General features: G+C 38.1%; 24 protein-coding genes and 1 tRNA gene. 9 read left to right on the top strand and 16 right to left on the bottom strand.

Going from position 1 to position 21,492, the window contains the following annotated elements:
• Nucleotides 1-3: 3 nt before the first annotated feature.
• Genes EHQ16_RS07290 through metG form a run of 3 tightly spaced genes read right to left on the bottom strand, consistent with a single transcriptional unit; the run spans nt 4 to nt 3,951 of the window.
• Nucleotides 4-606 carry a phosphoribosyl-AMP cyclohydrolase gene (locus EHQ16_RS07290; RefSeq protein WP_135634296.1) on the bottom strand — a complete coding sequence of 201 codons (603 nt, stop codon included), beginning with the start codon at nt 604-606 and terminating at the stop codon, nt 4-6.
• Nucleotides 603-1,901 carry an adenylate/guanylate cyclase domain-containing protein gene (locus tag EHQ16_RS07285; protein WP_135634298.1) on the bottom strand — a complete coding sequence of 433 codons (1,299 nt, stop codon included), beginning with the start codon at nt 1,899-1,901 and terminating at the stop codon, nt 603-605. Before EHQ16_RS07285 ends, EHQ16_RS07290 begins: the two co-directional genes overlap by 4 nt.
• A gap of 4 nt (nt 1,902-1,905) precedes the next feature.
• Entirely contained in the window at nt 1,906-3,951 is a 2,046-nt protein-coding gene (gene metG, locus EHQ16_RS07280) for a methionine--tRNA ligase (RefSeq protein WP_135634300.1), read from the bottom strand.
• A gap of 120 nt (nt 3,952-4,071) precedes the next feature.
• On the opposite strand from metG, the gene EHQ16_RS07275 reads away from it, so the two are divergent.
• Both EHQ16_RS07275 and EHQ16_RS07270 read left to right on the top strand, forming a co-directional pair.
• Entirely contained in the window at nt 4,072-4,563 is a 492-nt protein-coding gene (locus EHQ16_RS07275; protein ID WP_409035601.1) for a TerB family tellurite resistance protein, read from the top strand.
• A complete protein-coding gene (locus EHQ16_RS07270) occupies nt 4,556-7,264 on the top strand; it encodes a TIM44-like domain-containing protein (protein WP_135634304.1) in 2,709 nt (902 codons plus the stop codon). The genes EHQ16_RS07275 and EHQ16_RS07270 overlap by 8 nt, the downstream gene beginning before the upstream one ends.
• A gap of 7 nt (nt 7,265-7,271) precedes the next feature.
• On the opposite strand, the gene EHQ16_RS07265 is transcribed toward EHQ16_RS07270, so the two are convergent.
• Nucleotides 7,272-7,982 (bottom strand): class I SAM-dependent methyltransferase, encoded by a 711-nt coding sequence (locus tag EHQ16_RS07265; protein WP_208742246.1) that lies wholly within the window; start codon nt 7,980-7,982, stop codon nt 7,272-7,274.
• A 23-nt stretch (nt 7,983-8,005) separates the two neighbouring features.
• On the opposite strand from EHQ16_RS07265, the gene EHQ16_RS07260 reads away from it, so the two are divergent.
• Genes EHQ16_RS07260 through EHQ16_RS07250 form a run of 3 tightly spaced genes read left to right on the top strand, consistent with a single transcriptional unit; the run spans nt 8,006 to nt 10,416 of the window.
• Nucleotides 8,006-8,479, top strand: a complete 474-nt coding sequence (locus EHQ16_RS07260; RefSeq protein WP_135634306.1) for a TIGR04452 family lipoprotein — start codon at nt 8,006-8,008, stop codon at nt 8,477-8,479.
• 12 nt (nt 8,480-8,491) lie between these two features.
• Nucleotides 8,492-9,739 carry a serine hydrolase domain-containing protein gene (locus EHQ16_RS07255; protein ID WP_135634308.1) on the top strand — a complete coding sequence of 416 codons (1,248 nt, stop codon included), beginning with the start codon at nt 8,492-8,494 and terminating at the stop codon, nt 9,737-9,739.
• Between the two features lie 2 nt (nt 9,740-9,741).
• The gene (locus EHQ16_RS07250) at nt 9,742-10,416 is read left to right on the top strand and encodes an START domain-containing protein (RefSeq protein WP_135634310.1); all 675 of its coding nucleotides are present in this window, start codon (nt 9,742-9,744) and stop codon (nt 10,414-10,416) included.
• A 69-nt stretch (nt 10,417-10,485) separates the two neighbouring features.
• On the opposite strand, the gene EHQ16_RS07245 is transcribed toward EHQ16_RS07250, so the two are convergent.
• The 3 genes from EHQ16_RS07245 to EHQ16_RS07235 all read right to left on the bottom strand — a co-directional run bounded on the left by EHQ16_RS07245 (nt 10,486) and on the right by EHQ16_RS07235 (nt 12,438).
• Nucleotides 10,486-11,142 carry a hypothetical protein gene (locus EHQ16_RS07245; RefSeq protein WP_135634312.1) on the bottom strand — a complete coding sequence of 219 codons (657 nt, stop codon included), beginning with the start codon at nt 11,140-11,142 and terminating at the stop codon, nt 10,486-10,488.
• 16 nt (nt 11,143-11,158) lie between these two features.
• Complete coding sequence (locus EHQ16_RS07240; protein ID WP_244241966.1) at nt 11,159-11,941, bottom strand: hypothetical protein; 783 nt, start codon at nt 11,939-11,941, stop codon at nt 11,159-11,161.
• Nucleotides 11,942-12,087: 146 nt separating this feature from the next.
• On the bottom strand, nt 12,088-12,438 hold the full coding sequence (locus tag EHQ16_RS07235; RefSeq protein WP_135634314.1) for a bleomycin resistance protein: 351 nt from the start codon (nt 12,436-12,438) through the stop codon (nt 12,088-12,090).
• A 150-nt stretch (nt 12,439-12,588) separates the two neighbouring features.
• Here EHQ16_RS07235 and EHQ16_RS07230 point away from each other — a divergent pair, with 150 nt between their 5' ends.
• Complete coding sequence (locus EHQ16_RS07230; RefSeq protein ID WP_135634316.1) at nt 12,589-12,864, top strand: hypothetical protein; 276 nt, start codon at nt 12,589-12,591, stop codon at nt 12,862-12,864.
• 138 nt (nt 12,865-13,002) lie between these two features.
• Here EHQ16_RS07230 and EHQ16_RS07225 read toward each other — a convergent pair whose 3' ends face one another.
• A complete protein-coding gene (locus EHQ16_RS07225) occupies nt 13,003-14,679 on the bottom strand; it encodes an acyl-CoA dehydrogenase family protein (RefSeq protein WP_135634318.1) in 1,677 nt (558 codons plus the stop codon).
• 133 nt (nt 14,680-14,812) lie between these two features.
• Here EHQ16_RS07225 and EHQ16_RS07220 point away from each other — a divergent pair, with 133 nt between their 5' ends.
• Complete coding sequence (locus tag EHQ16_RS07220; RefSeq protein WP_135634320.1) at nt 14,813-15,289, top strand: crossover junction endodeoxyribonuclease RuvC; 477 nt, start codon at nt 14,813-14,815, stop codon at nt 15,287-15,289.
• On the opposite strand, the gene EHQ16_RS07215 is transcribed toward EHQ16_RS07220, so the two are convergent.
• Nucleotides 15,290-16,030, bottom strand: coding sequence for an SDR family oxidoreductase (locus EHQ16_RS07215; RefSeq protein ID WP_135634322.1), 741 nt, complete (start codon nt 16,028-16,030; stop codon nt 15,290-15,292).
• 139 nt (nt 16,031-16,169) lie between these two features.
• Here EHQ16_RS07215 and EHQ16_RS07210 point away from each other — a divergent pair, with 139 nt between their 5' ends.
• Complete coding sequence (locus EHQ16_RS07210; protein ID WP_135634324.1) at nt 16,170-16,760, top strand: TetR/AcrR family transcriptional regulator; 591 nt, start codon at nt 16,170-16,172, stop codon at nt 16,758-16,760.
• Between the two features lie 70 nt (nt 16,761-16,830).
• Here EHQ16_RS07210 and EHQ16_RS07205 read toward each other — a convergent pair whose 3' ends face one another.
• The 5 genes from EHQ16_RS07205 to EHQ16_RS07185 form a co-directional block, all read right to left on the bottom strand.
• Complete coding sequence (locus tag EHQ16_RS07205; RefSeq protein ID WP_135634326.1) at nt 16,831-17,361, bottom strand: DUF1697 domain-containing protein; 531 nt, start codon at nt 17,359-17,361, stop codon at nt 16,831-16,833.
• Nucleotides 17,362-17,458: 97 nt separating this feature from the next.
• Entirely contained in the window at nt 17,459-17,839 is a 381-nt protein-coding gene (locus EHQ16_RS07200) for a VOC family protein (RefSeq protein ID WP_135634328.1), read from the bottom strand.
• A gap of 81 nt (nt 17,840-17,920) precedes the next feature.
• A complete protein-coding gene (locus tag EHQ16_RS07195) occupies nt 17,921-18,661 on the bottom strand; it encodes a helix-turn-helix domain-containing protein (protein WP_135634330.1) in 741 nt (246 codons plus the stop codon).
• Nucleotides 18,662-18,779: 118 nt separating this feature from the next.
• Complete coding sequence (locus tag EHQ16_RS07190) at nt 18,780-19,301, bottom strand: hypothetical protein (RefSeq protein ID WP_135634332.1); 522 nt, start codon at nt 19,299-19,301, stop codon at nt 18,780-18,782.
• Nucleotides 19,286-20,380 carry an arylesterase gene (locus EHQ16_RS07185; protein ID WP_244241965.1) on the bottom strand — a complete coding sequence of 365 codons (1,095 nt, stop codon included), beginning with the start codon at nt 20,378-20,380 and terminating at the stop codon, nt 19,286-19,288. The genes EHQ16_RS07190 and EHQ16_RS07185 overlap by 16 nt, the downstream gene beginning before the upstream one ends.
• A gap of 44 nt (nt 20,381-20,424) precedes the next feature.
• Here EHQ16_RS07185 and EHQ16_RS07180 point away from each other — a divergent pair, with 44 nt between their 5' ends.
• Entirely contained in the window at nt 20,425-20,715 is a 291-nt protein-coding gene (locus tag EHQ16_RS07180) for an LIMLP_16025 family protein (RefSeq protein WP_135634334.1), read from the top strand.
• A gap of 90 nt (nt 20,716-20,805) precedes the next feature.
• Here EHQ16_RS07180 and EHQ16_RS07175 read toward each other — a convergent pair.
• Nucleotides 20,806-20,877: transfer RNA gene (locus EHQ16_RS07175), tRNA-Pro, on the bottom strand.
• A 62-nt stretch (nt 20,878-20,939) separates the two neighbouring features.
• Nucleotides 20,940-21,428, bottom strand: a complete 489-nt coding sequence (sixA, locus tag EHQ16_RS07170) for a phosphohistidine phosphatase SixA (protein ID WP_135634336.1) — start codon at nt 21,426-21,428, stop codon at nt 20,940-20,942.
• Between the last annotated feature and the right edge of the window lie 64 nt (nt 21,429-21,492).

Below are 21,492 nucleotides of genomic sequence, written 5' to 3'. Positions count from 1 at the left end.
AAATTATACTCCTACTTTGTTAGGATAGACGAAGGAAATAGAATCATTCAGACCAAGTTCACGAAAAAAACAAGAATAATAACCTGTATGACAAGCAGCACCAATTTGATTGGTAATGTATTGGATAAAAAAGGGATTAGAATGTACATAGATGGCAGATAAATTCTGAAGGTGCCCCGACTCTTCGCCTTTCACCCACTTTCCATTTCTCGAACGACTGTAGTAAGTTCCAAGGCCAGATTCTACTGCGGAGAGAAGACTTTCCTTTTTCCCCCAGGCCAACATCAAATCTTTTCCTGAAATATCTTGGGCCAAAAATGGGGAAAGAGGGGGAATTGTTTTTTGAAAAGAAATCCATTCTTCTTCCGTTATTTTTAAACTTCCCGATTCCCATAACAAAAGTTTGTTTGAGGAATTCAGACTAGGATCAATTTCGAGTAATGCATCTTCATCACAATCAACGAACAATTGTTTTTTGCCAAATTCAAATTGATCTACAAATTTTTGTGCAAATTGGGAATCAACCACTTTTAAACTGACTTCTTTAGAGTCAAAGGAAGGTTTGGAGATGATAGTGATTTCTTTTTCTTTGGGAAGTTGGATCATAAATTTGTCTCCACAGATAAAATTTCTGTAGTTTTTGTTTTTCCACGAAGAGATAAAGTACCCATAGATTTGGTTTTTAAATTTTGTCTAAATTCCAGAGAAATCTGATCATACAATTCTTTTGAAATGAGAAAATTTCGTTTTAATTCCTTTCCTAAAGTTTCCAATCGACTCGCTGCATTCACAGTATCGCCAATGACAGTGTATTCCAATCGTTTCTCCACACCCACATTGCCCACAATTACCGGTCCGTAATGAATTCCAATACGAATGGCGATGGGTTTTTCAGCAGATGTTTCTCGTTTCTGGTTCCAAAGCGACAGTGCTTTTATCATCGCAACCCCGGCTCTCGCTGCATTGGTTGCATCCTCTTTCCCAGGAGTTGGAGTTCCAAAAGTGACCATCATCCCATCACCAATAAACTTATCGAGTGTTCCCCTATGTTCAAAAACCACATCTAACATAAAACTATGGTATTCGGAAAGTAAGGACATGGTTTTTTCAGGTCCAAGGGTTTCTGAGATTTGTGTGAACCCAACGATGTCACAAAACAAAACAGCAATTGTTGTTTCTTTACCACCAGGTTTGAAAAAATCATCTTCTGCCTGGTTCATTTCTTCTACCACATTTGGTGAAAAGTACCTGGAAAGTTGATTCATTTTCACTTCATTATTCACGGCAGAATAAATTGTTCGCCTAACACGATAAGTAAGAAAAGCTAAAAAGAACCCGAGGACACCGATGATTCCCATAGTGAAAATATAATTATTTACGTGAGCCGCTGGCCCAAGAAAGGCCTCTTTAAAACTTTCCGTACTCACAAATCTTGGATCTTGTTGCGCATAAATTAAAAGTCCAGCTTGGCTAACCACAACCCCTAGTGCATAAATCATTGGGTAAATGGGTTGGATGCTAAAGGCATTCATCACAAGAGTACCAGCAATGATAAAGTGTAAGTATGTTTTGATTAAATACGTTCTTGGGACTTGTGATTCACCACCAACGGCATTGTACCAAATAAACGGGAGGATGGTGATGATGAATAAATCAATCACAACACAAAACAATCCGACAAAGGCAACGAATTTCCCTTGTTTTAAAAACTTGGATAAAATATAGAGAACTACATTTAAAGCTAAGGAAATTATGGTGATGGTTAATATTTCAAATAAAGTTTGGGCAACAAAGAAAGTCCCGATAGTCAAAAGGGAAAAGATGATAATTTTGCCATAGAGGCTAAATTTTATCCCTTCGATCTCCTTCTCCCGTAAGATTTGTTCCGACTTTGTTGCCATAAAATTATTTTAAAAGGTCACCTGGATTGGCATCACGATCAGGAACAAACAAAGACAAGGTTTTGTCTTTTCCTGATGCAAGTAACATTGCTTCCGATAGGCCGAATTTCATTTGGCGAGGTTTCAAGTTTGCTACCACCACCACTTTTTTTCCAACCAACTCTTCGGCTGTATAACTGGCTTTAATTCCAGCAAATACATTTTTGATTCCCTTTTCTCCCAAATTTACTTTTACAAACAGAAGTTTGTCGGCGCCTTCCACAGGGTTTGCTTCCTGAATTTGGCCAACCCGGAGTTCCACTTTAGAAAGTTCATCGATAGTGATAAAACCATCTTCAGACACAGTCGCAGAACCTGAATCAGAGTTTTGTGTTTTTCCCTGTTCTTGTTTAGACTTCTCTGGATTTGCCTTTTCAAATGCTTCTTTGGTTTCCTGAATCATAAGTGAAATATTTTTTTCCTCTACTCGTTTTGATAACATTTGGTACGGCCCAAGGACTTTGTTTTCCAAAGTTTCGTTCAAATTTAAAAAACTTAAATTCGTAACTTGAAACAAGGAAGCAACGGAATTCACTATATTTGGTGTTACCGGAGCCAAATAAGTAAAAAGAATCTTTGCACAGTTAAGAGATGTGGTCACCACCTCTCTTGCCTTTTCCACATCGGTTTTGATGAGGTTCCAAGGAGCATAATCATTTACATATTTGTTAACCTTATCGCCAAGCCCTGTAATTTCTCGCATCACCTTAGAATAGTTACGCGAATCATAGGCTTCCCGAATTTCTGCATCTTTGGAAAGAAGATCCTGAACTAAAGATTTTCCTTCGACAGAAAGACTACCCAACTTCCGATCCATTTTGTCTAGAATGGAAGTGGAAACTCGAGAGACCAAATTCACTAAATTTCCAATTAGATCGGAATTGACCCGTGAGACAAAATCGTCGAAAGAAATATCCACATCTTCCATTCCGGGGCCCAATCGACAGGCAAGATAAAACCGGAAATGTTCTACGTCCAAAAATTTTACAAAGGTAGAAGCATTGATAAATGTCCCTCTTGATTTGGACATTTTTTCTCCATTCACAGTTAAAAATCCATGAACATTGAGTTGGGATGGAGTTTGGTAATCCGAGCCCATAAGCATCGCTGGCCAAAAGAGTCCATGAAAGTACAAAATGTCCTTTCCAATGAAGTGAACAATTTCACCTTTTCCGTCTTTCCAAAACTCGTTGAACTTCTTTTCATCTTTCAAAAAGTTCATAGCAGACGCCATATACCCGATCGGTGCATCCAACCAAACATAAAAATATTTGTTTTCTTCTTCTGGAATCGCAAAACCAAAGTAAGGGCCATCACGACTGATATCCCATTCTTGTAACCCAGAGGTAAACCATTCCTTTAGTTTTTTCTGAGCTCCTTCGTGCATACGACTTTCTTCTTCGATCCAAGTTTGGAGTTGGGATTGGAAGTCTTGGAGTTTAAAAAACAAATGTTTGGATTCTTTAAGGACTGGTGTTGTTCCACAAATCGAACAATAGGAATCTTTTAAATCTTTTGGAGAATAACTAGTTCCGCAAACTTCACATGAATCACCGTATTGGTCTTTGGAACCACATTTAGGACATGTTCCTTTGATGAATCGATCGGGAAGAAACATTTTGTCATGTTCGCAATACGACTGTTCAATGTTACGGGCAACAATATGTCCCTTTTTCTTTAAAGTAAGATAAATGGATTCAGAGTATTTTTTATTCTCATCAGAATTTGTCGTATAATAGTTATCATACGAAACGCCAAAGGCAGATAGATCCTTGTAATGTTCCTTCTGAACCTCTTCAATCATGGATTCGGGAGTTTTGCCTGCTTTTTTTGCGGCAATCATAATGGGAGTTCCGTGCGTGTCATCGGCACAGAAAAAATAACAACTGTTCCCAACTAACTTTTGGAAACGTACCCATATATCTGTTTGGACTGCTTCCAATACATGGCCTAAGTGGATAGAACCGTTGGCATAGGGAAGAGCACTTGTAACTAGTATGTTTTTCGGCATAGATTAATTCCAGTTTCCTGATTCGAAGTTCCAATTCAGCCCATTTTTAGGAAAAATCAAGAAAAGAGTAAAAAAATGAAGTTGAACGGAGAATCCAAAGCAATAAAATTCCTGTTTGTTATGGCAAAGAAAATCGTTCAAAATTTGAAACAAGTCAAAGGGAACAAAAACAAACATCCGGAATCGATCCAATCGACTCTGGACATTGAAAGTGACCTTCATATTGAATATGCCAAAGTCCTTCTCAGTTTGTGGTCGTATGCTTGCAATGCCGATGGCCAGTTCAAAAAGAAAGAAGGGGACATTGTGGGAGAACTGGTGAACGTACTCTTTGAACCCGGTTGCCTCTTAAGTGGGTTCCAAGCCCAGAAAAAAACCGTTTTGGATATCCTTTCTAAAACTTTTGAAAATCCCCTTCCTATGAAAACCATAACGAAAGTGGTTTCCGATAACGATGAGTACGCATTGAATTTTTTTGAAGATGCCGTTTGTATCGTTGCATCCGATGGAGCTCTCAATCAGGAAGAAATACGATTTTTGGAAGACCTAGCAACTGAACTCAAAATTAGTCACATGGACAAAGTTAGGGTCGAAAAGAAATACCTTGCGTAGAGGATTCTACTTCATTCTGTTTTGGATTTTTGTTTCGGCATCCGTCGATCCAAGACCTGGAATGGGTGAATCTTATAGATCCTCTTCTTCTTCATCTAGTTCCAGCTCTAGTAGTTATAGGTCCAGTTCCTCCTCCTATTCTAGTTCCAAGTCTTCCAATTCTTCGAACACAAAATCAAGTGATTCCTCTTCTTCTTACTCCGCCCCTACTCCATCTCCGGTTCTACATTTCAATACCAGAGATCATAAAATCTCTGTCCATCTGCAAGCAGATGGATCTGCCTTGGTAAAGGAATCGTTTACGATTCTTGCAAAACAATCGAATTTGGGAATTCGGCGTACCCAGTTTTTTCGCCAAGAGAATTGGGAAATCTCAGACTTAAAAGTATCACCAGAAAATTTTTCCATTTCGCATAACTATGATTCTATTAATATCTACTGGGATGAATCCAAAGAGAATCCAGAAACCCAAATTTCATTAGAATATAAAATCGCAAACGCCATCCAATGGATTGGAAAAATTCCCCTGATCCATTGGCGATTTGAAAAAACAAGTGCCGCCTCAGGCCCCTTAGATTTAGAAATTTCTTGGGATTCCGGCACAATCTCTGAAAATGGGAAACTCTATGAAGAACGTTGGGAAGCCGAATTATCCGAATATGTAAAAGAACCAATTTTACAGAATCCGAAAGGGAATCGCCTCCATTACCTTTTGAAGGATTCCTCCGACAATTCCACTTCTCTCGTTTTGATTGATTTACCTAAACTCGTTACTAAATTGAATAGATTAGGTTCAGAACAAAATAGTTCCAATCAAAATTCGCTAAACGAAAGTTATGTTCTAAAAGAAAAAGTATCGATAAAAAATAATGGCAGTCACCAATACCAATCAGAAGTTGAGATCAGTAAAGAAAACGCCGATTCCGATCCATTCCAAATCGAATTTGGCCTTTACCGCTTCCGGGAATTTGGCGAGACATTCTGGAACCAAACCATAGCACCAAGTTACTTAGTTGTTTACGGTCTAGAAGGATTGGATACTTCATTTTGGCATTTATTAAGTGCCAGTGTATCAAAATCTGAAGAAATCAAAAATACAAATGGGACAAAATTTTCATTCGCATATCATACACTAGGCGAATCTTCCAACAGAAAAAATAAAGAAACAGAACATTGGATTCGGATTACTACTGTTCGAAAAAACGAACCCTTAGAGCTCTCATCTTTTCAAATGGAAGTGGAAAGTGAATCACCAATTATCAAAGAAACGAGTTCCGTTGATTTGGTTTTGCAAAATTGCGAGTTCTGTTCGGACTATCTTGACAAAGACTCCATCATCATCCCGATCCAACCGGAATGGACGAAAGAAGGATTTCTAATTCGTTGGGAAACAACGATTCCTGTAAATTATACAGCCCACATTCGGTTACGAGAACCAAACAAATCAATTGTTTATCATCCGCTTCTCGTTTCCTATGCGGTTCTCAATGCTTTTTATCATGCGCCGGGCGGAGGAAGCCACACGGGACATCTCGTAGTTCTCGGTATCCTCAGCACATGCATATTCATCTTTGGTTTCGTCTTCCTATCGAAATTGAAAAGAAAACGAAAATACACTGTGATAAAAAACTCCATCATCAAACAAATCCAAGTGGTAGATCCAAAGTTTGATTGGAATGAATTTTCGACAAAGGTCATCCATATATCCGAACAAATTGTTTTTGCTTGGGATAAAGGGAATATGGAAGGAGTGAGAAATTTTCTTTCTAGTTCTGTATTTCAAAGATTTTCCATCCAATTGCGTTTGTTACAAGAGATAGACAAAGAAACCAATCGAATGAAAAATTTCTCAGTCCTATCTGTAGAAATTTTAGACTTAGAGTTGGAACCGGAATACCAAACCATCCATCTCAAACTCCGATGCCGAGCCAAAGACCAAACATTTTCTGTAGATACCAAGGAGGAAAAAATCCAAAAAGCACTCCATTCTTCTTTTGCTAAAACTTATGAAGAAGTACATTCATTTACAAGAAAACTTTCTGCTACAACCAAACCCAAAATCGATTTGGTTCATAACCATTGCCCATCTTGTGGGGCCGACTCGCCACAGTCTCACAAATCCACCAAATGCCAGTATTGTGGGGTCATTTTTAATTCGGGAGAAGCAGACTGGGTTTTAACCGAAATCACACAAATGGTAGAATGGGAATCTACATCGAACCAAAGAGGGATCCCCAATTCCGATGGAATCTCAAAACAGATTTTGGAAGACAGAGCTTCCGCTGTTTTTTGGAAGTACATCCAGTTCCAATCATTACCCCATAGTTTAGTTCTGAACCGAGAAAGCACTACACACACATTGCAGTCATTAGGTGAATCGGGAAAAGAACCCTTGTTCCAACCAGTGATTGGTTCTTGCCATCTCATTCACTGGGACTTAAAATGCCTTCCCAAAACAATCACTTGTGAAATTCGTTGGAGTGCTAGTACAAGGAAAAACCTCGTCCCAGAACACCGAAGAAATAAAATCAAACTGAGTTTGGCGGGGGATCGTTCCGCACGTTTGGGTTTTTCTGAAATGAGTTGTCAAAATTGCGGAGCGGCTTTTCCGGAACTAGATGCATCCCACTGCGACTTTTGCAAACAAGAAATTCCTAAGAAAGTGGACGACTGGTTGTTAGAAGAAATTTCACCGATCTGAATCGGAATTAAAGTCTAGGTTTGGAATAACAAATCCAATGTCTGTCTGTAACAGGTTCCAAATTCAATTTGGAATCCAATCGAGTAATCTCCAACATTTCTTTTACTTCTTCAATTCGGTATGCTGCAAGTAAACTATTGTAAAAATCCTTTTTTAAAATTTCAGATTCTTCTTTCGCATAACGTTCCATTAATTGATTTGCACTTGTGAGTGAATCTGGTCTTATCAAATCAGAAATGAAAATAAAACTATCGTTATGAATAGATCTTTGTACAGCTCCCCAAAATTCAAAAGGATCATGTATATGGTGTAATAAAGAATTCGAAAACACCAAATCGTAAGGGGATTCGGGAACAAAGCCCTGAACGAGTTCTTTTTTAAAATCTATTTTATCCTTTCTTTTTTCTGAAACTAGTGTACCCATACGCTTCTTACAGCGATCCAACATGAATTCGGAACCATCTAAAAAGGTAAAATTTGCATTTGGAAATTGTGAATACAAACGAGAAGACATATCTCCTGGTCCACAACCTAAATCTAAAATGGATTCAGGTACAAACCTTTGAGGAAGTCTATCTTGAAACTTACGGATGAGAAACGAATGTGCCGATTCAAAGTCAGCTTGGTCGTAAGATTCTACTTGGGTAGGATCTTCCATAAGTTCTGGCTCTGGAATTCGAACCATGTGGTGAAAGGAAAAGTTTACAGATCGTTTCATTCTCTATTAAGGATAAAAATCTCATGAAACAAATTTTTCTATCCATTCTTTTCTTTGTCTTTTTGACAAATTGTGTAGTGACAGAAGGAATTGGAATTCCTACTTACGGCGCGATCAAAGGTTCAGAAGCAAAAAAACGAATTTCAGATGCCGTTTTTGAGGCTGAATCCACTGCTTCCGGGTATTGGTTGGCCCAATCGGGAATGAAAGGAGGGCAGGGACCTATTTCTCCTCTGTTACTCATCAACGGATTTTTGACAAAGACAGTTTATTCTTATCTGGCTGACATCGAGGATGACCAGTCTTATATGGAATCTTCTGTTTTACAATGTGAATCTGATATTCGTACGAAAGGTGCTCTAGTCCTAGGCAGTGTTTATGATAGTCTAACAACTGTTGGGGGAGTGGTACGGGATGCATTATTACTCCCAGAATTTGCTTCCTGTGATTTAGAAAAAACCGGAAAAATTATCACAATCGAACCGGTTCGTTTTTAAGTGAGGAGTTTTATGAAATTCAAATTTTATTTAATATTAGTATCTCTTTTATCTTCTAGTTTTTTTGCAAATTGTCAAAAATCTGTTTCTACAGATAAAGGAGCACAATCCTTACTTTTCGCTGGGATTGCCGGTACTTGTTTTAGCATTGATACTTGTTTTGATCAATATGCGAAAACTACGGATGAAGGTGCTAGTTTTCAAGTTTATGATGGGTCGGGTAACAGAATTTATGCGAGACAATCCATATTAGATTATAATACCTACAGACCGATTGCATCCGGATCCAAATGGGTGACTGCTATCACTGCTATGCGAGCCATTGATTGTAATGCCAACAGTGGAACTTATGCAAATTGTGGCACTGTGACAACGGGAACTTGCGCCACTGGCGGAACCTTATCCCTAAGTCGAACCACGGGAGAGGTGCTTGGATGGACAGGAACAAAAGGAACCATCACACTCCGCCAATTATTATCTTTTACCTCAGGTTTGAATGCAGGAGGGGGAAATGGATCAGGGCAAGCATCTTGTATTTCCACCTTACCCGTTGGCGCCACAGGTACACAGAAAGATTCTTGTGTAAATGAAATCCGTGACCAATCCACAGGAACTCCGGGAGCCTTATACCAATACAATTCCAATCATATGGCAGTCGCACAACGTATGTTAGAGGTATCTTGTGCAAAAACTTGGAGTACAATTTTCACTCAGTTGATTGTCACACCCTTGGGTTGGGATGCTAACCAAGCGGTTTGGAGTGGTAACATTCGTTCAACAGAACCAACTGATGGAAGTTTATCTGGAGCCTACGGACTTACTATTTCTCCCGAACATTATGCTCGTATGTTAAATGCTCTCCTTACAAACGGAACGGCAAAAAATACTTCGGGTGCTAATATTGCCAATTTTCTATCGACTACATCAGTGACAGAAATTTCGGCAGACCAATACAATGGAGCTAAGATTGGATACTCTCAATTTTCGGCTTTTGGATACCGTTGGCAATACGGTCTCGGCAACTGGAGGTTTTGTACCACAACGGATGTCCCTGCGGAATGCGATAAAGACCTTATCTCTCATAGCATTGGGATTAACGGATTTTATCCTTGGGTTGATAAAAATCGAAGTTATATGGCAATCTTGGCAGTCAATAATATCGGAAGAAAAAATGGATTGAGTTTGTTACCAGCTTCCTCAACCTCATTATTCTTTGCTGAAACTGTTAGACCACTCATACATACTCAAATAGGAAAGTAACCATGACCAAAAAACAATTTGTTCTATTCACATTGATAGGAGTTTCCCTTCTCTCAAACATATCCAATCTTGTGGCTCAGTCACCAGAATGGTCGGAGTCCAAACGTAAAAAAGGAATTCAAGTCCTAACTCGTCCTTTTGCCGGTTCCAATTTGGATGAATTTTTAGGTAGAACAGAAGTAGATGCTTCGATCTCACAAATCATTGCCCTACTCACAGATCCCGCTTCATGTAAAAATCTTTACCACCAATGTAAAGAACTCACTGTCCTTTCCGGTACAGAAAAAAAATCTGTGGTTTACCTTCGTAATGGAGCCCCATGGCCTGTGAATGATCGTGATTTGATTATGGATCGTGGATTTGAACAGAATGAAAAAACCTTGGCGACTATAATGAAAATCAAACGTCTTGATTCCAATGCACGCCCTACACCCTCCGGTGTCACTCGTATGGAAAACTTTGAAGGTGTTTGGAGAATCATTCCGCAAACCAATGGAAAACTAAAAATTGAATACCAAGCACATTTTGAACCAGGTGGATCTGTTCCCCAATCGGTGATCAATTTGGTTTTAACGGACACTCCTTATGAATCACTTCTCAACGTACAAAAGTTAGTCGAAGAAGGAAAACATAAAGACGCAAAATTTGATTGGATCAAAGAACCAACAAAAAACTAATTTTCACTCTGATACAACAAAGATTAGAAGCAGGCTTCACAGTGGACTACAAATAGTTTATCTGTGAAGTCAAAACGCAGTCCTAAATCCATAACTGACAAAATTCGATCCACAATTGGGATCAGGTGGGCAATAGAGACCAAAAATCCCTGATCTGTGATGGACTCGTAAAAATATTTCTGTTTTTCTTTCGAAAGGTAAATAAGAGCTAAATTCCACCATCATATAGTTCAGTAAAGCTCTGGATTCTATAGCATCCTTTTGTAAACCATCCAAATAATATCCTTTGGCTTTATTTTCTAATTTTGGATTTTCGGAGGCAAGGGACAAACCTTCACCTAACGATAAACTGAACGGAGAACCATACATTCGGTCTATTTTTACAATATAAAATCCATTCACTTCCCAATGATTCATTTCACCAAAATGTTTGGTAACATTACCTTCCCATAAAAAATCAAACCATCGAATTCGGTAATCAAAAGGTCGCGAAATTCCCAAACTTCCAATATACGATTCTTTATAATCAGTTTTTTGTCGAAACACAATGGGGATCAAATCGGTAGTGGTAAAAATTCCACCATACATCACTAAATTCCAATTTTCTTTAGGGATAGAAACCGAGTTTAGATCTTTTAGAGGTAGAGTAGCAAACAATAAAACGAAAGATCCAATCATAACGAATTTACGAAAGTATTGGAATATTATCTTTTTTATCTGAATCAAATGGATTGTCCCTGAGTTATGGCTGGAACCAATCTTGGTTTCTTTTTTCCCATTCCTTCAATTGTATATGAATGTTATCATAATTTTGAAGGAATAATCGCCTTAAGAAAGTTTCATATTCTTTGCAGTTCTCTGATTGCGACTGATTCAATGACTCTCTTAGTTTTGTTGGTTTTTCTTGTGTACAATATCTCTGTAAAGTCGAAGGGTATCGATTAGAATTTAACGCAGGAGAAAGGATACTCGATACAGTCCCAATATAAAATGGCATAGGTGCCCAAATAGTTTCATGTGTAGATAAAAATGAAATTCGATGCAAATTAGTTTCACCTGAAGTCCAAACTAGTTCCGCTTCGGTATCCATCGTTCCATAATATAACATTGTCAGTGCGAGAAGACTAACTCCAATACTATAAAATGGTTTTTGGCTCTCTTTTCGGATGACAATGGTAAGGTTCTCTATATTGGTTAATTCAAATCCACGTTCCCATCTTGGTAGTTCGTTAGGATTAATTGGTTTTTCTTGTTTTGGTTTGGGAGCATGGTCTGGATTTGGTTCTGCTAAAGGAACCGTTGTTAAATCAACGACATTTGCATTTTCATCCAAAAGGATGGCCGGGGGTACTGGAAAAATTTCATTAAATACTTTGGCTAAAATTGGATCCGTCGTTGTCCATCGAATGGAAATCATTTTATTTTTGGAAATTTTAGCTTCCGAACTCAACTCAGGCATTGGTGTCTTACAAAAAAGATTCAAAACCAAACAAATAAAAAAAATGGAAATTAGTTTTAGATTCATATTTACTTAAATTTTAATCTTCAAATTGGTAGTAATGTAACTCTAATGAAACTAACGTTGTAATCATCAGTAAAACAAAATTACACTTAACATAGATAAGATTGTATTGCCTACATTAGACATCAAAATTGAAAATTGATACAAATTTATACGTTTATATTCTGTCCAAATTTTAATAAATTGCCGTCCAAATCGACAACATAAAACTCCCTCATTCCCCAGGGTTTATCCATAATGTGGGCATTTTTATGGACAATTCCTTTGTTTTTGTAATCCAAATACATAAGATCAATTTCATCTACATGGTAATAAACACTAGAATTTTGTGGAATGGATGGATCATCGCATAACCATAAATGAAGTTCAAATCCATCCTTTTCCAATAAATAGATATCGTCATATTCGTTTAGAGTTTTAAACCCTAAATTCTCTTCATAAAATTTTTTGGATTTTTGCAGATCTAAAGATGGGAGTTGAGGGATTGATTTTTTGAGCATATTCGTGTTCGAGACTCCTTAAGTAAAGTCAGATTCTAAATTGTTTTTCTGGAAAGTTAGATTTAATGTAGACTAGTTTCAAAGAAACAGAATTCTTTCGTAAAACAAGAGTCATTTGCTCTAAATGATTAAAAATGGAAAGATAATCAGATGAGAAAACCAAAATACTATGTTCTTTTCTTAACATTATTATTATCAAGTTGTGGTCCTGAAATCGGTAAAGCGAACAAAAAATGTGACAAAGAAAAGAAAAAGTCTAATGAATGTTTACTTACCGCTGTTCTTGCATGTGAAAAATCTCCCGATGCCGAACGTTATCGAAAATTAGGCGTTAATATTTGTACGAACATTGATGGTTATGTATACATGATCCAGTATTTTTGTGACGTACCTGAAGAGTGTAAATCTACATCCAAATCAGAGTAGTTCAAGATAAAATGAAAATACCTATCATCATATCTCTGTTTTTAGGCATAAAAAAAGCCCGAGAATTCGGGCCTTTTTTATTTCTCCTTTGCCTTCCGGTTTGAACCCCTTCCAACAAAGATAAAATTTTGTTTCTAATTAAGAAGCTAATGCTTGGTCAAGTAAGTCTTTCGCAACTACACGAAGAGCCATTACTTCTTCCGCACCTTCAAAAATAGAGAATACACGAGCATCAACAAAATATCTTGATACTGGATACTCTTCTGCATAACCCATACCACCATGAATTTGCATTGCTTCACGAGTCACCCACTCAGCAATTTTGGATGCATACAATTTAACAAGTGTTGCTTCCATTTGGCCTTTGTGTTCATCGAGTAGTGTTGCGACATAGTTTGTGTACTGGCGAGTTGCTTGCACAATCATTGCCATCTTTGCAATTTTGAACTTAGTTAAAGTATAATCGTAAATTGGTTTTGCGAATACTTTACGTTCTTGGGAATAACGAAGAGCTGCTTCAAGAGCGGCTTGCATCACACCATTGGCACGAGCTGCAGTTTGGATACGTCCACCAGCAAATCCTTCCATTTGGAAATAGAATCCTTTGCCACGTCCAGCATCACCACCAAGTAGGTTTTCTTTCGGAACAAAGTAATCTTCGAAAGATACTTCGTAAGAGTGCATTCCTCGGTAACCAATGGTTCCGATTGCTTTCCCTTGGATGGTTCCGCCACCTTCTTGTTTGTAGCTGAATTCATGGCCATCAAAAGATGGTTTCTCAGCTAAAATGATAGAAAGACCTTTGTGTTTGAGATTTGGGTCAGATTCTGTTCTGCAAAGGATAAGAAGAAGATTCGCATAACCTGCAAATGTGCACCAAGTTTTTACACCATTGATCACAAATCCACCATTTGCTTCTTTCGCTGTTACAGATACACCAGCAACATCGGAACCGTAGTTAGGTTCTGTTACCATGATCCCTGCAAACTTTTCACCAGATGCAAGAAGTGGTAACCATTTGTTTTTTTGTTCTTCCGTTCCCCCTTTGAGGAGGGCCTTGGACATGATCTCTGGTCTTGTAATGAGGGATCCAGCAGCTCCGAGGGAACCACGTGAAAGTTCTTCCGTCACAACTAACATGGAAATATTATCTGGACGATCATCTGGTTGGATACCGCCAAACTTTTCTGGAATACAAAGTCCGAAACAACCCATGTCTTTTAATCCATTGATGATTTCAGCCGGAATCAAATCGTCATGTCTATGGACATGTTCTGCTTGAGGAACCACTACGTTTTCAGCAAAATCTTTAAAGATTCCACGGAAGTTTTCGTGATCTTCGGAAAGACCATAGGCACCGAAGTGTCCAAGATCAACGATCTTGTCTACAATGGCTTCATAGTTTTCCATTTTCGATGCTGCTTCTACATAAGCATTGATCTCATCTGAAAATAGTTTGGAGAATAGTTCTTGGTAAGTCAGTTCATACTCTGCAGGGCGAGCTGCGAGTTCTGAACGAATGTTGGTAACAGTTTCGGCTACAAAAGTAAGAGCCATTTTCTGTTCCATTTCGCCCGTTCCCTTGGAAGCATCCCAAGCATAAACGATAAAGTTCTCAGCAACACGTTGTTGAGCTGTCATCCAAGCCAATTGGTAAAACACATGTTGCGTTTTGTCCATTTTGCTTACGGATACTTTGCCGTTGTCGGAATTTTTCAGAGCGAGTCGTTTGGTTACATCATTGAGGAGGGCGGCTTGAGCACTAAGAGCCTTCTCCGCCTGGGATTTTTCGAGTTTCACTGCCGTTGCGGTCATGTGTTTAACGTTCCTGCGGGTGGTTTTCTTCCACTATACGGAAGGAAAGTACCCTGTCATTTTCATTTTTAGACTAGGTTTTGCGTCAGGGAGGTCCAAACTGGGCAAAAGTTGGGGTTTAGGAAAGAAATTATTGAAAATCATCGGCATTGACCCTGGATCCCACCGTGTGGGGTATGCAATTCTTTCCTTTCCTGAGGGACTTCGTCGTAACCCAACGCTCTTAACTTATGGAACCATTGAAGTGGCTCCGAAGACTCCTTCCCCTGACAACCTCCTCCAAATCCGCAAGGAACTGATGGAAATCCTCGCTGAATTCCAACCGGAAGCGGCCGCGGTCGAAGAACTCTTCTTTGTTCAGAACACAACGACAGGAATGAAGGTCTCGGAATCCCGCGGGGTCATCTTACTTTCCCTAGGCGAAAACCAAATTCCTGTGGTATCACTCACAGCAACGCAAATCAAAAAAGGAATCTCCGCCAAAGGGAATGCCACCAAAAAAGAAGTGCGGGCAGCCATCCAAATGATTTTAGGATTTAAAGATCTGAAAGGCCACGACGACTCTTGGGACGCCATCGCTTGTGCCTTTGTGGGTCGATCTCTAGTTTGATTAGCTCCTCGCCTGGTTCATAGACAAAAAGAGTTCATCCTTCTTCTCCCGACTGGCATTGGCGGAAACCGTAGAAAAACCAGTAGTGATTTCTAACTCTCCATTTCGTAATCCAACAATGACACCATCTGCATACTCATCTAAGTTCAGTCCCGCCGTATGTGTGTTAGGAATTCCTAAATCCGTATCCACCATAGGTGGCGAAACTTCAATCACTTCAATCGGTTGGTTGCGAAATTGAAATCGTAGTGTCAAGGTGAAGGAATGTAGCGCAGCTTTCGTTGCACTGTAGACCGGTGCATAAGCCAAAGGGATATGCGATAGTCCTGATGTTGTATTAAGAATCGCTGCATTTTTCTTTGCAAACAAGTGTTTAGCGAATAACATTGAAAGATGAATCGGAGCTCCAAAATTTAAATCGATTTCTTTGCCCAAATCTGCCCAAGGTTCGACTTCACCCAGTTTAGGATACCTCTGCATTCCTGCGTTATTGAATAAGACATTGAGCTCTGGATAATCATTTGTTGATTCAAGAAACAACCGTTCCCTCTCTTCGGGGCGAGAGATATCAAATAGATAAGTCCCCCAATGAGGATAAGATTTTCGAATCTCTTCCATTTTCTTTGCGCTGGTTCCGCAAACTAGAATCTGATTTCCTAAATCGGAGAGTCGTTTTGCCAGAGCAAGACCGATCCCACTCGTTCCCCCAGTGATGAGGATTGTATTTCCATTCAATTGCATAAATTTTTACCTTTCCTTTGGTTACATTTACAATATTTTGTAAGTTACAAAAAGTCAAGTCCGTAAGTTTCAAAACTAACATTTTTTTTAATTTGTAATTAGAGATTGACCCCCTCGTTTTTGATCTGATCCTTTCCTTATGCCAAGAACCGGTCTCACAGCCTCGGAAATCCAAGACAAAGCCGTGGAAATTGCCATCGACCAAATGCGGGCCAAGGGATTTGAAAAGGTTCGTTTGGTGGATGTGGCCAAAGAAATGGGGATTAGCCATGCGGCCCTCTACTCCCATTTTCAAGACAAAACAGCTCTTTTCGATGCAGTTTCCGAACGTTGGCTTCTGAAGTTAGATGAGAAACAAGACCTGCTTGTAAAAGAAAAACGAGACCCGATCCAAAAGATCCTCACTTGGTTTCTAAATCTCCACCGAATGAAATTGGAAAAAGTAAAACTGGATCCCGAGTTGTATAAGGCCTTCGATATGGCCGCAGAAGAATCCAAACCATTCATCCAAACTCATTTATCCAATATGCAAAAACAAATGTCTAGTTTGGTTACGGAAGCCATAAATCAAAGGAAGATCAAAAAAAGGGATATAAACCAAATTGCAGAAATTTTGATCTCCGCGGGAACCGGTTTCACACACCCGAAACTTGTGGCACAACATTCGAATGAGAACAGAGAACCGTTGTTAGTGGAGACGATAGAAGCGGTATTGAAAGGACTCGGTTGAGATAGGGATCCCTTTAGAAAGGTAACTTTCCACTGATCACTAAAAAGAAAATCAGTTCTGTTTTATTTTTTTACTCTTTTTCTCCTGCTAAAAATCTGGCGGTGTTTACATTTCGTATTGTCATTCCTTTATACAATTTATGACTAATTAGTTTTGTTAGTTGGCTTTTGTTCAAATTTTCTCTTTTGATATTCCAGATGATGGCACCTTTCATGTAACGAATCTCCAAAAATTCTTTTTTGAGAGGAAGTTCCTCAATGATTTTTTTGGAATCGGCTTCTGGAAATAAATACGCAACATCTGTCTTTTGAGTGGCGTCGTTTTGCCACCCCTCAGGAATCGCATTCGCAATTTTTTTCATTTCTTTTTCTGTCTTCACAAGAGTGGGGATTTCAAAATCAAAAATTTTCTCAAAACTCTTTGTGATTTTTGTAAGAACTGTTTTTGTATCATCTTCTGATTCAAAAATGATATTCCCTGAATTGATATAGGTAGAAACTTCCGTATATCCCAAGGATTCAAAAAGTGTTCGAAGTTTTTTCATTTCGACCTTTCTGTTCCCTCCGACATTAATTCCTCTGAGCAGTGCGATGTATTTCATGGTGGTTTCCGAGCGAGGCTGTAAATATCGAAGCAACGCGACAGTATTTGATTGAGAGTATATCACAAGTTTATACTCTCAAATCTCTTAAATGATTCTATTTCATAGAATTTAATCCAATCAAATTTCCCTCGGAATCTTCACATAAGGTTACAAATCCGAAATTTCCTATTGAAAATTTTGGCCGAATGATTTTCCCTCCAACTTTTTCTATTTTGGATTCACTTAGTTCACAATCTTCCACACTGAAATAAACCAACGTTCCCCCTTTTCCCGGTTTATAATGATTGGATAGAACCAATGCACCCGAGGAACCATAAGTATTCATTTCACCTGTAAAAACTTTCATTTTTGTTTCGCCTGTAGGATCGATAAGATCCTCTAACTTCTGGTTACAAATTTCCTCATAAAATTTCGTTGCCCGATCTAAATGATCAACATAAATGTCGAACCATCCTATTGCATTTGGTTTTAACATAAACTCACTCTCCTTCTTTCAGGTATATACTGTACTGATAGAAAAATTCTAAACGATTATGGAGAGTGAGTATTGTATAAATCAGACATCAAAATTTTTAAAATACTCTTTTGGGGTGTATCCTGTAATTTTTTTGAAATTATGAATGAAATGAGATTGGTCTACGTACAAATCTAAATAATGATTTCTAAACGATTGTTGTAGTCTTAAGATTTTTAAGAAGTTATGAGGTGAAAAACCTGTAGTCTCTTTTAATTTTCTTTGTAATTGGCGCGCAGATAGATTAACCGATGCAGCCATGTCTTCTACTGATTCAATTGTTTCCAAATCCGATAAAATTTTTTCTGTAATTGAATTTTTTCGAACAAATTCTTTTGAAATTAAAAATCTGACAAGTTCAGAAAAAATTGGATTAAAGTCATGAAACTTTGAATTTTTAATTTTTTTAGCCGTTTCAATCAGAGGTAGATTCCCCAAGTAAGGAGAATCAACGAAACCGAAAATCACTTCATTAAAATCCCCATGCCACACACCAGGATACAATTGAATTCCTGTATAATGAAAAGATTTACCTAGGTTTAATGCTACGTAATCAGTATGTCGATAGGTAATGGCAGCAATATTTGTGTTTAGTAAATTGAATAAAATATTGATACAAGCATCAGGGATTACATGTAAAATAAAATCATCCTCTAGTTTCACATGAGTTTTTATTTCCCAGTAAGAATGAACGTATTCTTTTAAATCATCTGGCGGACTTTGTTCATTATAAGTTACGGATTGGTATTTTTTATTAATTCCATCTTTTATTGGATTATACATTTTACTTTTCCGAATTAAAATTATTATTGGTGGTTGCGCATAATGAACTAGTTTTACCAAAGCCCCGAATATATTTCACTTAATATGTGTTATTTGTACAATTTCCGCTTACTTTACTCTATTTCAATAGAAAACTATTTCGGTTTTTTTCTGTCTTTGAATTTTCGTTTACCCAAAATACTCTTAATTTAGGAATCCATTGATTAGTCTCTATTGAATCCGTTGCATTTTTGTTTGCGAGTAAAGCATAAAAAGAATCTTTAATTAGGATAAAATCTGGATAAATAAGATAATTTGGTATATTTATTAAAATTGAATACTCATTGCTTTTCAACTTATTAAAGATAAAAACTGAAAATCCATAATCAGATGGGTGTATTTTGTTTTGGATTTCAACAATTCTTATTTGGTTTTCAAAGATATATTTATTCGATTTTGAATCATAATATTTAGAATATCCTTTATCTTCAAGGTACCTACCAAAATAGCTCTCGATACAATTTCGGTATTTTCGATTGGGATAAATGATATCAATGAGCCGTTTTAATAAAAACATATTTAATGAATAGATACGACAGCCTAACCAAGACCATCGTATCCAAAATCTAACTAAAAATTCTTTCTTTACGGCCTTGGGCAAACCAGAAGAAAATCTTCAAACACTTGGGAAATCAAAAGTTTGTTTTTGAAAACAAGAGCGGTGCTACCTGCAGAAATTTCGGCACCTTCGTTGGCGTAGACTTCTGTAACTTCTTTGTTTTCTGGATTGATTTTGAAAACACGAGTGGGTGCTAGATTCGTTCGATTCATCACATGACGAATGAATTTATAAGTAGAATCGTGAGCCGCAAGCCATAACATTCCATTTTCATCTTCTAAAATATTATCAGGGCCTGCACCAATGGAAATAGAATCCAAATACTTTAGATTTATCTTTCCGCTAGTACGATCCACTTTGTACACCCGAATGGCTTTCTCTGAAAATACAGATCGGTATAAAAGTTCTTCATTACCTTTTTTACGAATGTAAATTCCATTCCCTAACATCACAGGAACATTTAGCGCTTGGAATGTTTTTCCGTCATAATAAGATATGTCAGCCCGACCACTACGAATGATCATATCCCAATACTTTCGGAAGGCATTACTCGTTCCATTGTCATTAGAAGAAAAAATTTCTCCGGCTTCGTTCATAAAAATATCATTTGGACTTGTGAGAGTGGAATCACTCAAAGTTTTTGTATGTGTCCATTTGCCTGATGCAGATCTTTCAAAAATTTCAATGGTATGTGGATTTTCATCGGCTAACGTATGGGAAATGACCGCCAATGTATCTACACCTTTCACTTTCGCATAACTAATCCCATGTGGACGAAAGTTTTCAGGATAATTGGTTTCAATCTTTTTGGCTTCCAATTTTCCATTCGGGTTGACCAAGGAAACTTCAAACAGTGCACCAATGTCTTTGAGCCCATTGCGACGTTCATGAGAAGAAACAATCACAGTGGAAGTATCACGGATGAGATCCAAATCTTCGGGACCAGGAGTTCCTGAAATTCGTTCACAGCCAGCGATTGGTTTTTCCTGAATTTGACCGCCACAATCCAAAACGAAGAAAACAAGGGCGGAAAGGGAAAGGAGAGTCCATAGGGTTTTTACGCGCATCCGACCAAAATCACTTAGGATTTCATATTCCTCCAGAAAAATCTTTCTAGACATTATTGTGCACTGCAAAATAATGGAAACATAAGGAGTAACATCCGATGAGCAATGTGGAAAACAAGCTGCAAGATATCGTAAATGCTGGAATTGGCGCGGTAAAGACTTCCAAAGAAGTCTGGGAAAAACTCGTCGTCGACCTAAACGAGAAAAAAAGCAAATTCGAAACCAACTTTCAAAAGTTAAAAGAACAAGGCGAAAGTGATACAAGTGACAATGCCTTAAAAGTAAAAATGGGTGTTGCTTGGGGAATCGTGCGTTTTGACGAATTGAAAGATAACGTAGTGAAGTATTTGGACAAAGTTAAAGAAGGAAACGAAAACAAACCTTCTTAAGTTTTTTAGTTTTTTTTGTATCTCACCATCCTGAATTTTCTTCCGGCAGGTTTTGTTCGCAAGGCCTGCTGGGTTTTTTAGATCTGAACTTCGGAGTGACCGGATTTGAACCGGCGACCCCTTGCCCCCCAGACAAGTGCGCTACCGCTGCGCTACACCCCGTGTTCTGGAATCCAAAAACCTGACGATCCAAAACGGGTCAAGTCTTACTAACAATTAGGAATTCAAATGCCAAGATTGTCTGGTGAAATCGCCCAGATAATTTGACCATGCGCAAATTTTTCCCGAGCCACATTGATCGCGATCGTAGAACCAGGTTGAAAAATTAAATTTTCAGCAGCACTTGAATTTCCCAAAAGTTTTGCCGCAAAATATGTGATGTCTGGATTATGACCAACTAACAAGACTGTATCGGAGTTTGTAAAATTTACTAAACAAGAGATAATATCGGTACAACCTTTGCCGGCAACAAGGTCGTCTGAGGCTAACATTTGGCAGCCATATTTTAATTCTTCGGATAGAATTTCTGCCGTGTGTTTGGTTCTTGTATAAGGACTATAATAAACTTGTTTGACTGCCAAAGAAGAGTTTTTAATAAACTTTCCGATTTTATGAATATCACTGACACCTTTGTCGGTTAGATCTCGTTGCGAATCAGAAATGGTTGGAGTTGCGTTTTCAGCCTCACCGTGACGAACCAAAATGATCTTCATAATACTTCCTAAGTCCAAGATTGGAACCTCGGACTAGCGGAGAAACAAAAAATTAAGGAATTTC

The organism is Leptospira kanakyensis, assembly GCF_004769235.1.
In the GTDB taxonomy this organism is placed as follows: domain Bacteria; phylum Spirochaetota; class Leptospiria; order Leptospirales; family Leptospiraceae; genus Leptospira_A; species Leptospira_A kanakyensis.
The sequence above is the reverse complement of the archived record's forward strand: the minus strand, read 5'-3'. Positions and strand labels throughout refer to the sequence as shown.

Bases quoted from the DNA above. Each gene is read 5' to 3' on its own strand.
- EHQ16_RS07205 (WP_135634326.1), bottom strand. From the start codon at position 17,361: ATGAAATACATCGCACTGCTCAGAGGAATTAATGTCGGAGGGAACAGA.
- EHQ16_RS07230 (WP_135634316.1), top strand. From the start codon at position 12,589: ATGAGAAAACCAAAATACTATGTTCTTTTCTTAACATTATTATTATCA.
- EHQ16_RS07195 (WP_135634330.1), bottom strand. From the start codon at position 18,661: ATGTATAATCCAATAAAAGATGGAATTAATAAAAAATACCAATCCGTA.
- EHQ16_RS07215 (WP_135634322.1), bottom strand. From the start codon at position 16,030: ATGCAATTGAATGGAAATACAATCCTCATCACTGGGGGAACGAGTGGG.
- EHQ16_RS07180 (WP_135634334.1), top strand. From the start codon at position 20,425: ATGAGCAATGTGGAAAACAAGCTGCAAGATATCGTAAATGCTGGAATT.
- EHQ16_RS07240 (WP_244241966.1), bottom strand. From the start codon at position 11,941: ATGAATCTAAAACTAATTTCCATTTTTTTTATTTGTTTGGTTTTGAAT.
- EHQ16_RS07185 (WP_244241965.1), bottom strand. From the start codon at position 20,380: ATGTCTAGAAAGATTTTTCTGGAGGAATATGAAATCCTAAGTGATTTT.
- EHQ16_RS07275 (WP_409035601.1), top strand. From the start codon at position 4,072: ATGGCAAAGAAAATCGTTCAAAATTTGAAACAAGTCAAAGGGAACAAA.
- EHQ16_RS07250 (WP_135634310.1), top strand. From the start codon at position 9,742: ATGACCAAAAAACAATTTGTTCTATTCACATTGATAGGAGTTTCCCTT.
- sixA (WP_135634336.1), bottom strand. From the start codon at position 21,428: ATGAAGATCATTTTGGTTCGTCACGGTGAGGCTGAAAACGCAACTCCA.
- EHQ16_RS07255 (WP_135634308.1), top strand. From the start codon at position 8,492: ATGAAATTCAAATTTTATTTAATATTAGTATCTCTTTTATCTTCTAGT.
- metG (WP_135634300.1), bottom strand. From the start codon at position 3,951: ATGCCGAAAAACATACTAGTTACAAGTGCTCTTCCCTATGCCAACGGT.
- EHQ16_RS07265 (WP_208742246.1), bottom strand. From the start codon at position 7,982: ATGAAACGATCTGTAAACTTTTCCTTTCACCACATGGTTCGAATTCCA.
- EHQ16_RS07285 (WP_135634298.1), bottom strand. From the start codon at position 1,901: ATGGCAACAAAGTCGGAACAAATCTTACGGGAGAAGGAGATCGAAGGG.
- EHQ16_RS07260 (WP_135634306.1), top strand. From the start codon at position 8,006: ATGAAACAAATTTTTCTATCCATTCTTTTCTTTGTCTTTTTGACAAAT.
- EHQ16_RS07200 (WP_135634328.1), bottom strand. From the start codon at position 17,839: ATGTTAAAACCAAATGCAATAGGATGGTTCGACATTTATGTTGATCAT.
- EHQ16_RS07290 (WP_135634296.1), bottom strand. From the start codon at position 606: ATGATCCAACTTCCCAAAGAAAAAGAAATCACTATCATCTCCAAACCT.
- EHQ16_RS07210 (WP_135634324.1), top strand. From the start codon at position 16,170: ATGCCAAGAACCGGTCTCACAGCCTCGGAAATCCAAGACAAAGCCGTG.
- EHQ16_RS07235 (WP_135634314.1), bottom strand. From the start codon at position 12,438: ATGCTCAAAAAATCAATCCCTCAACTCCCATCTTTAGATCTGCAAAAA.
- EHQ16_RS07225 (WP_135634318.1), bottom strand. From the start codon at position 14,679: ATGACCGCAACGGCAGTGAAACTCGAAAAATCCCAGGCGGAGAAGGCT.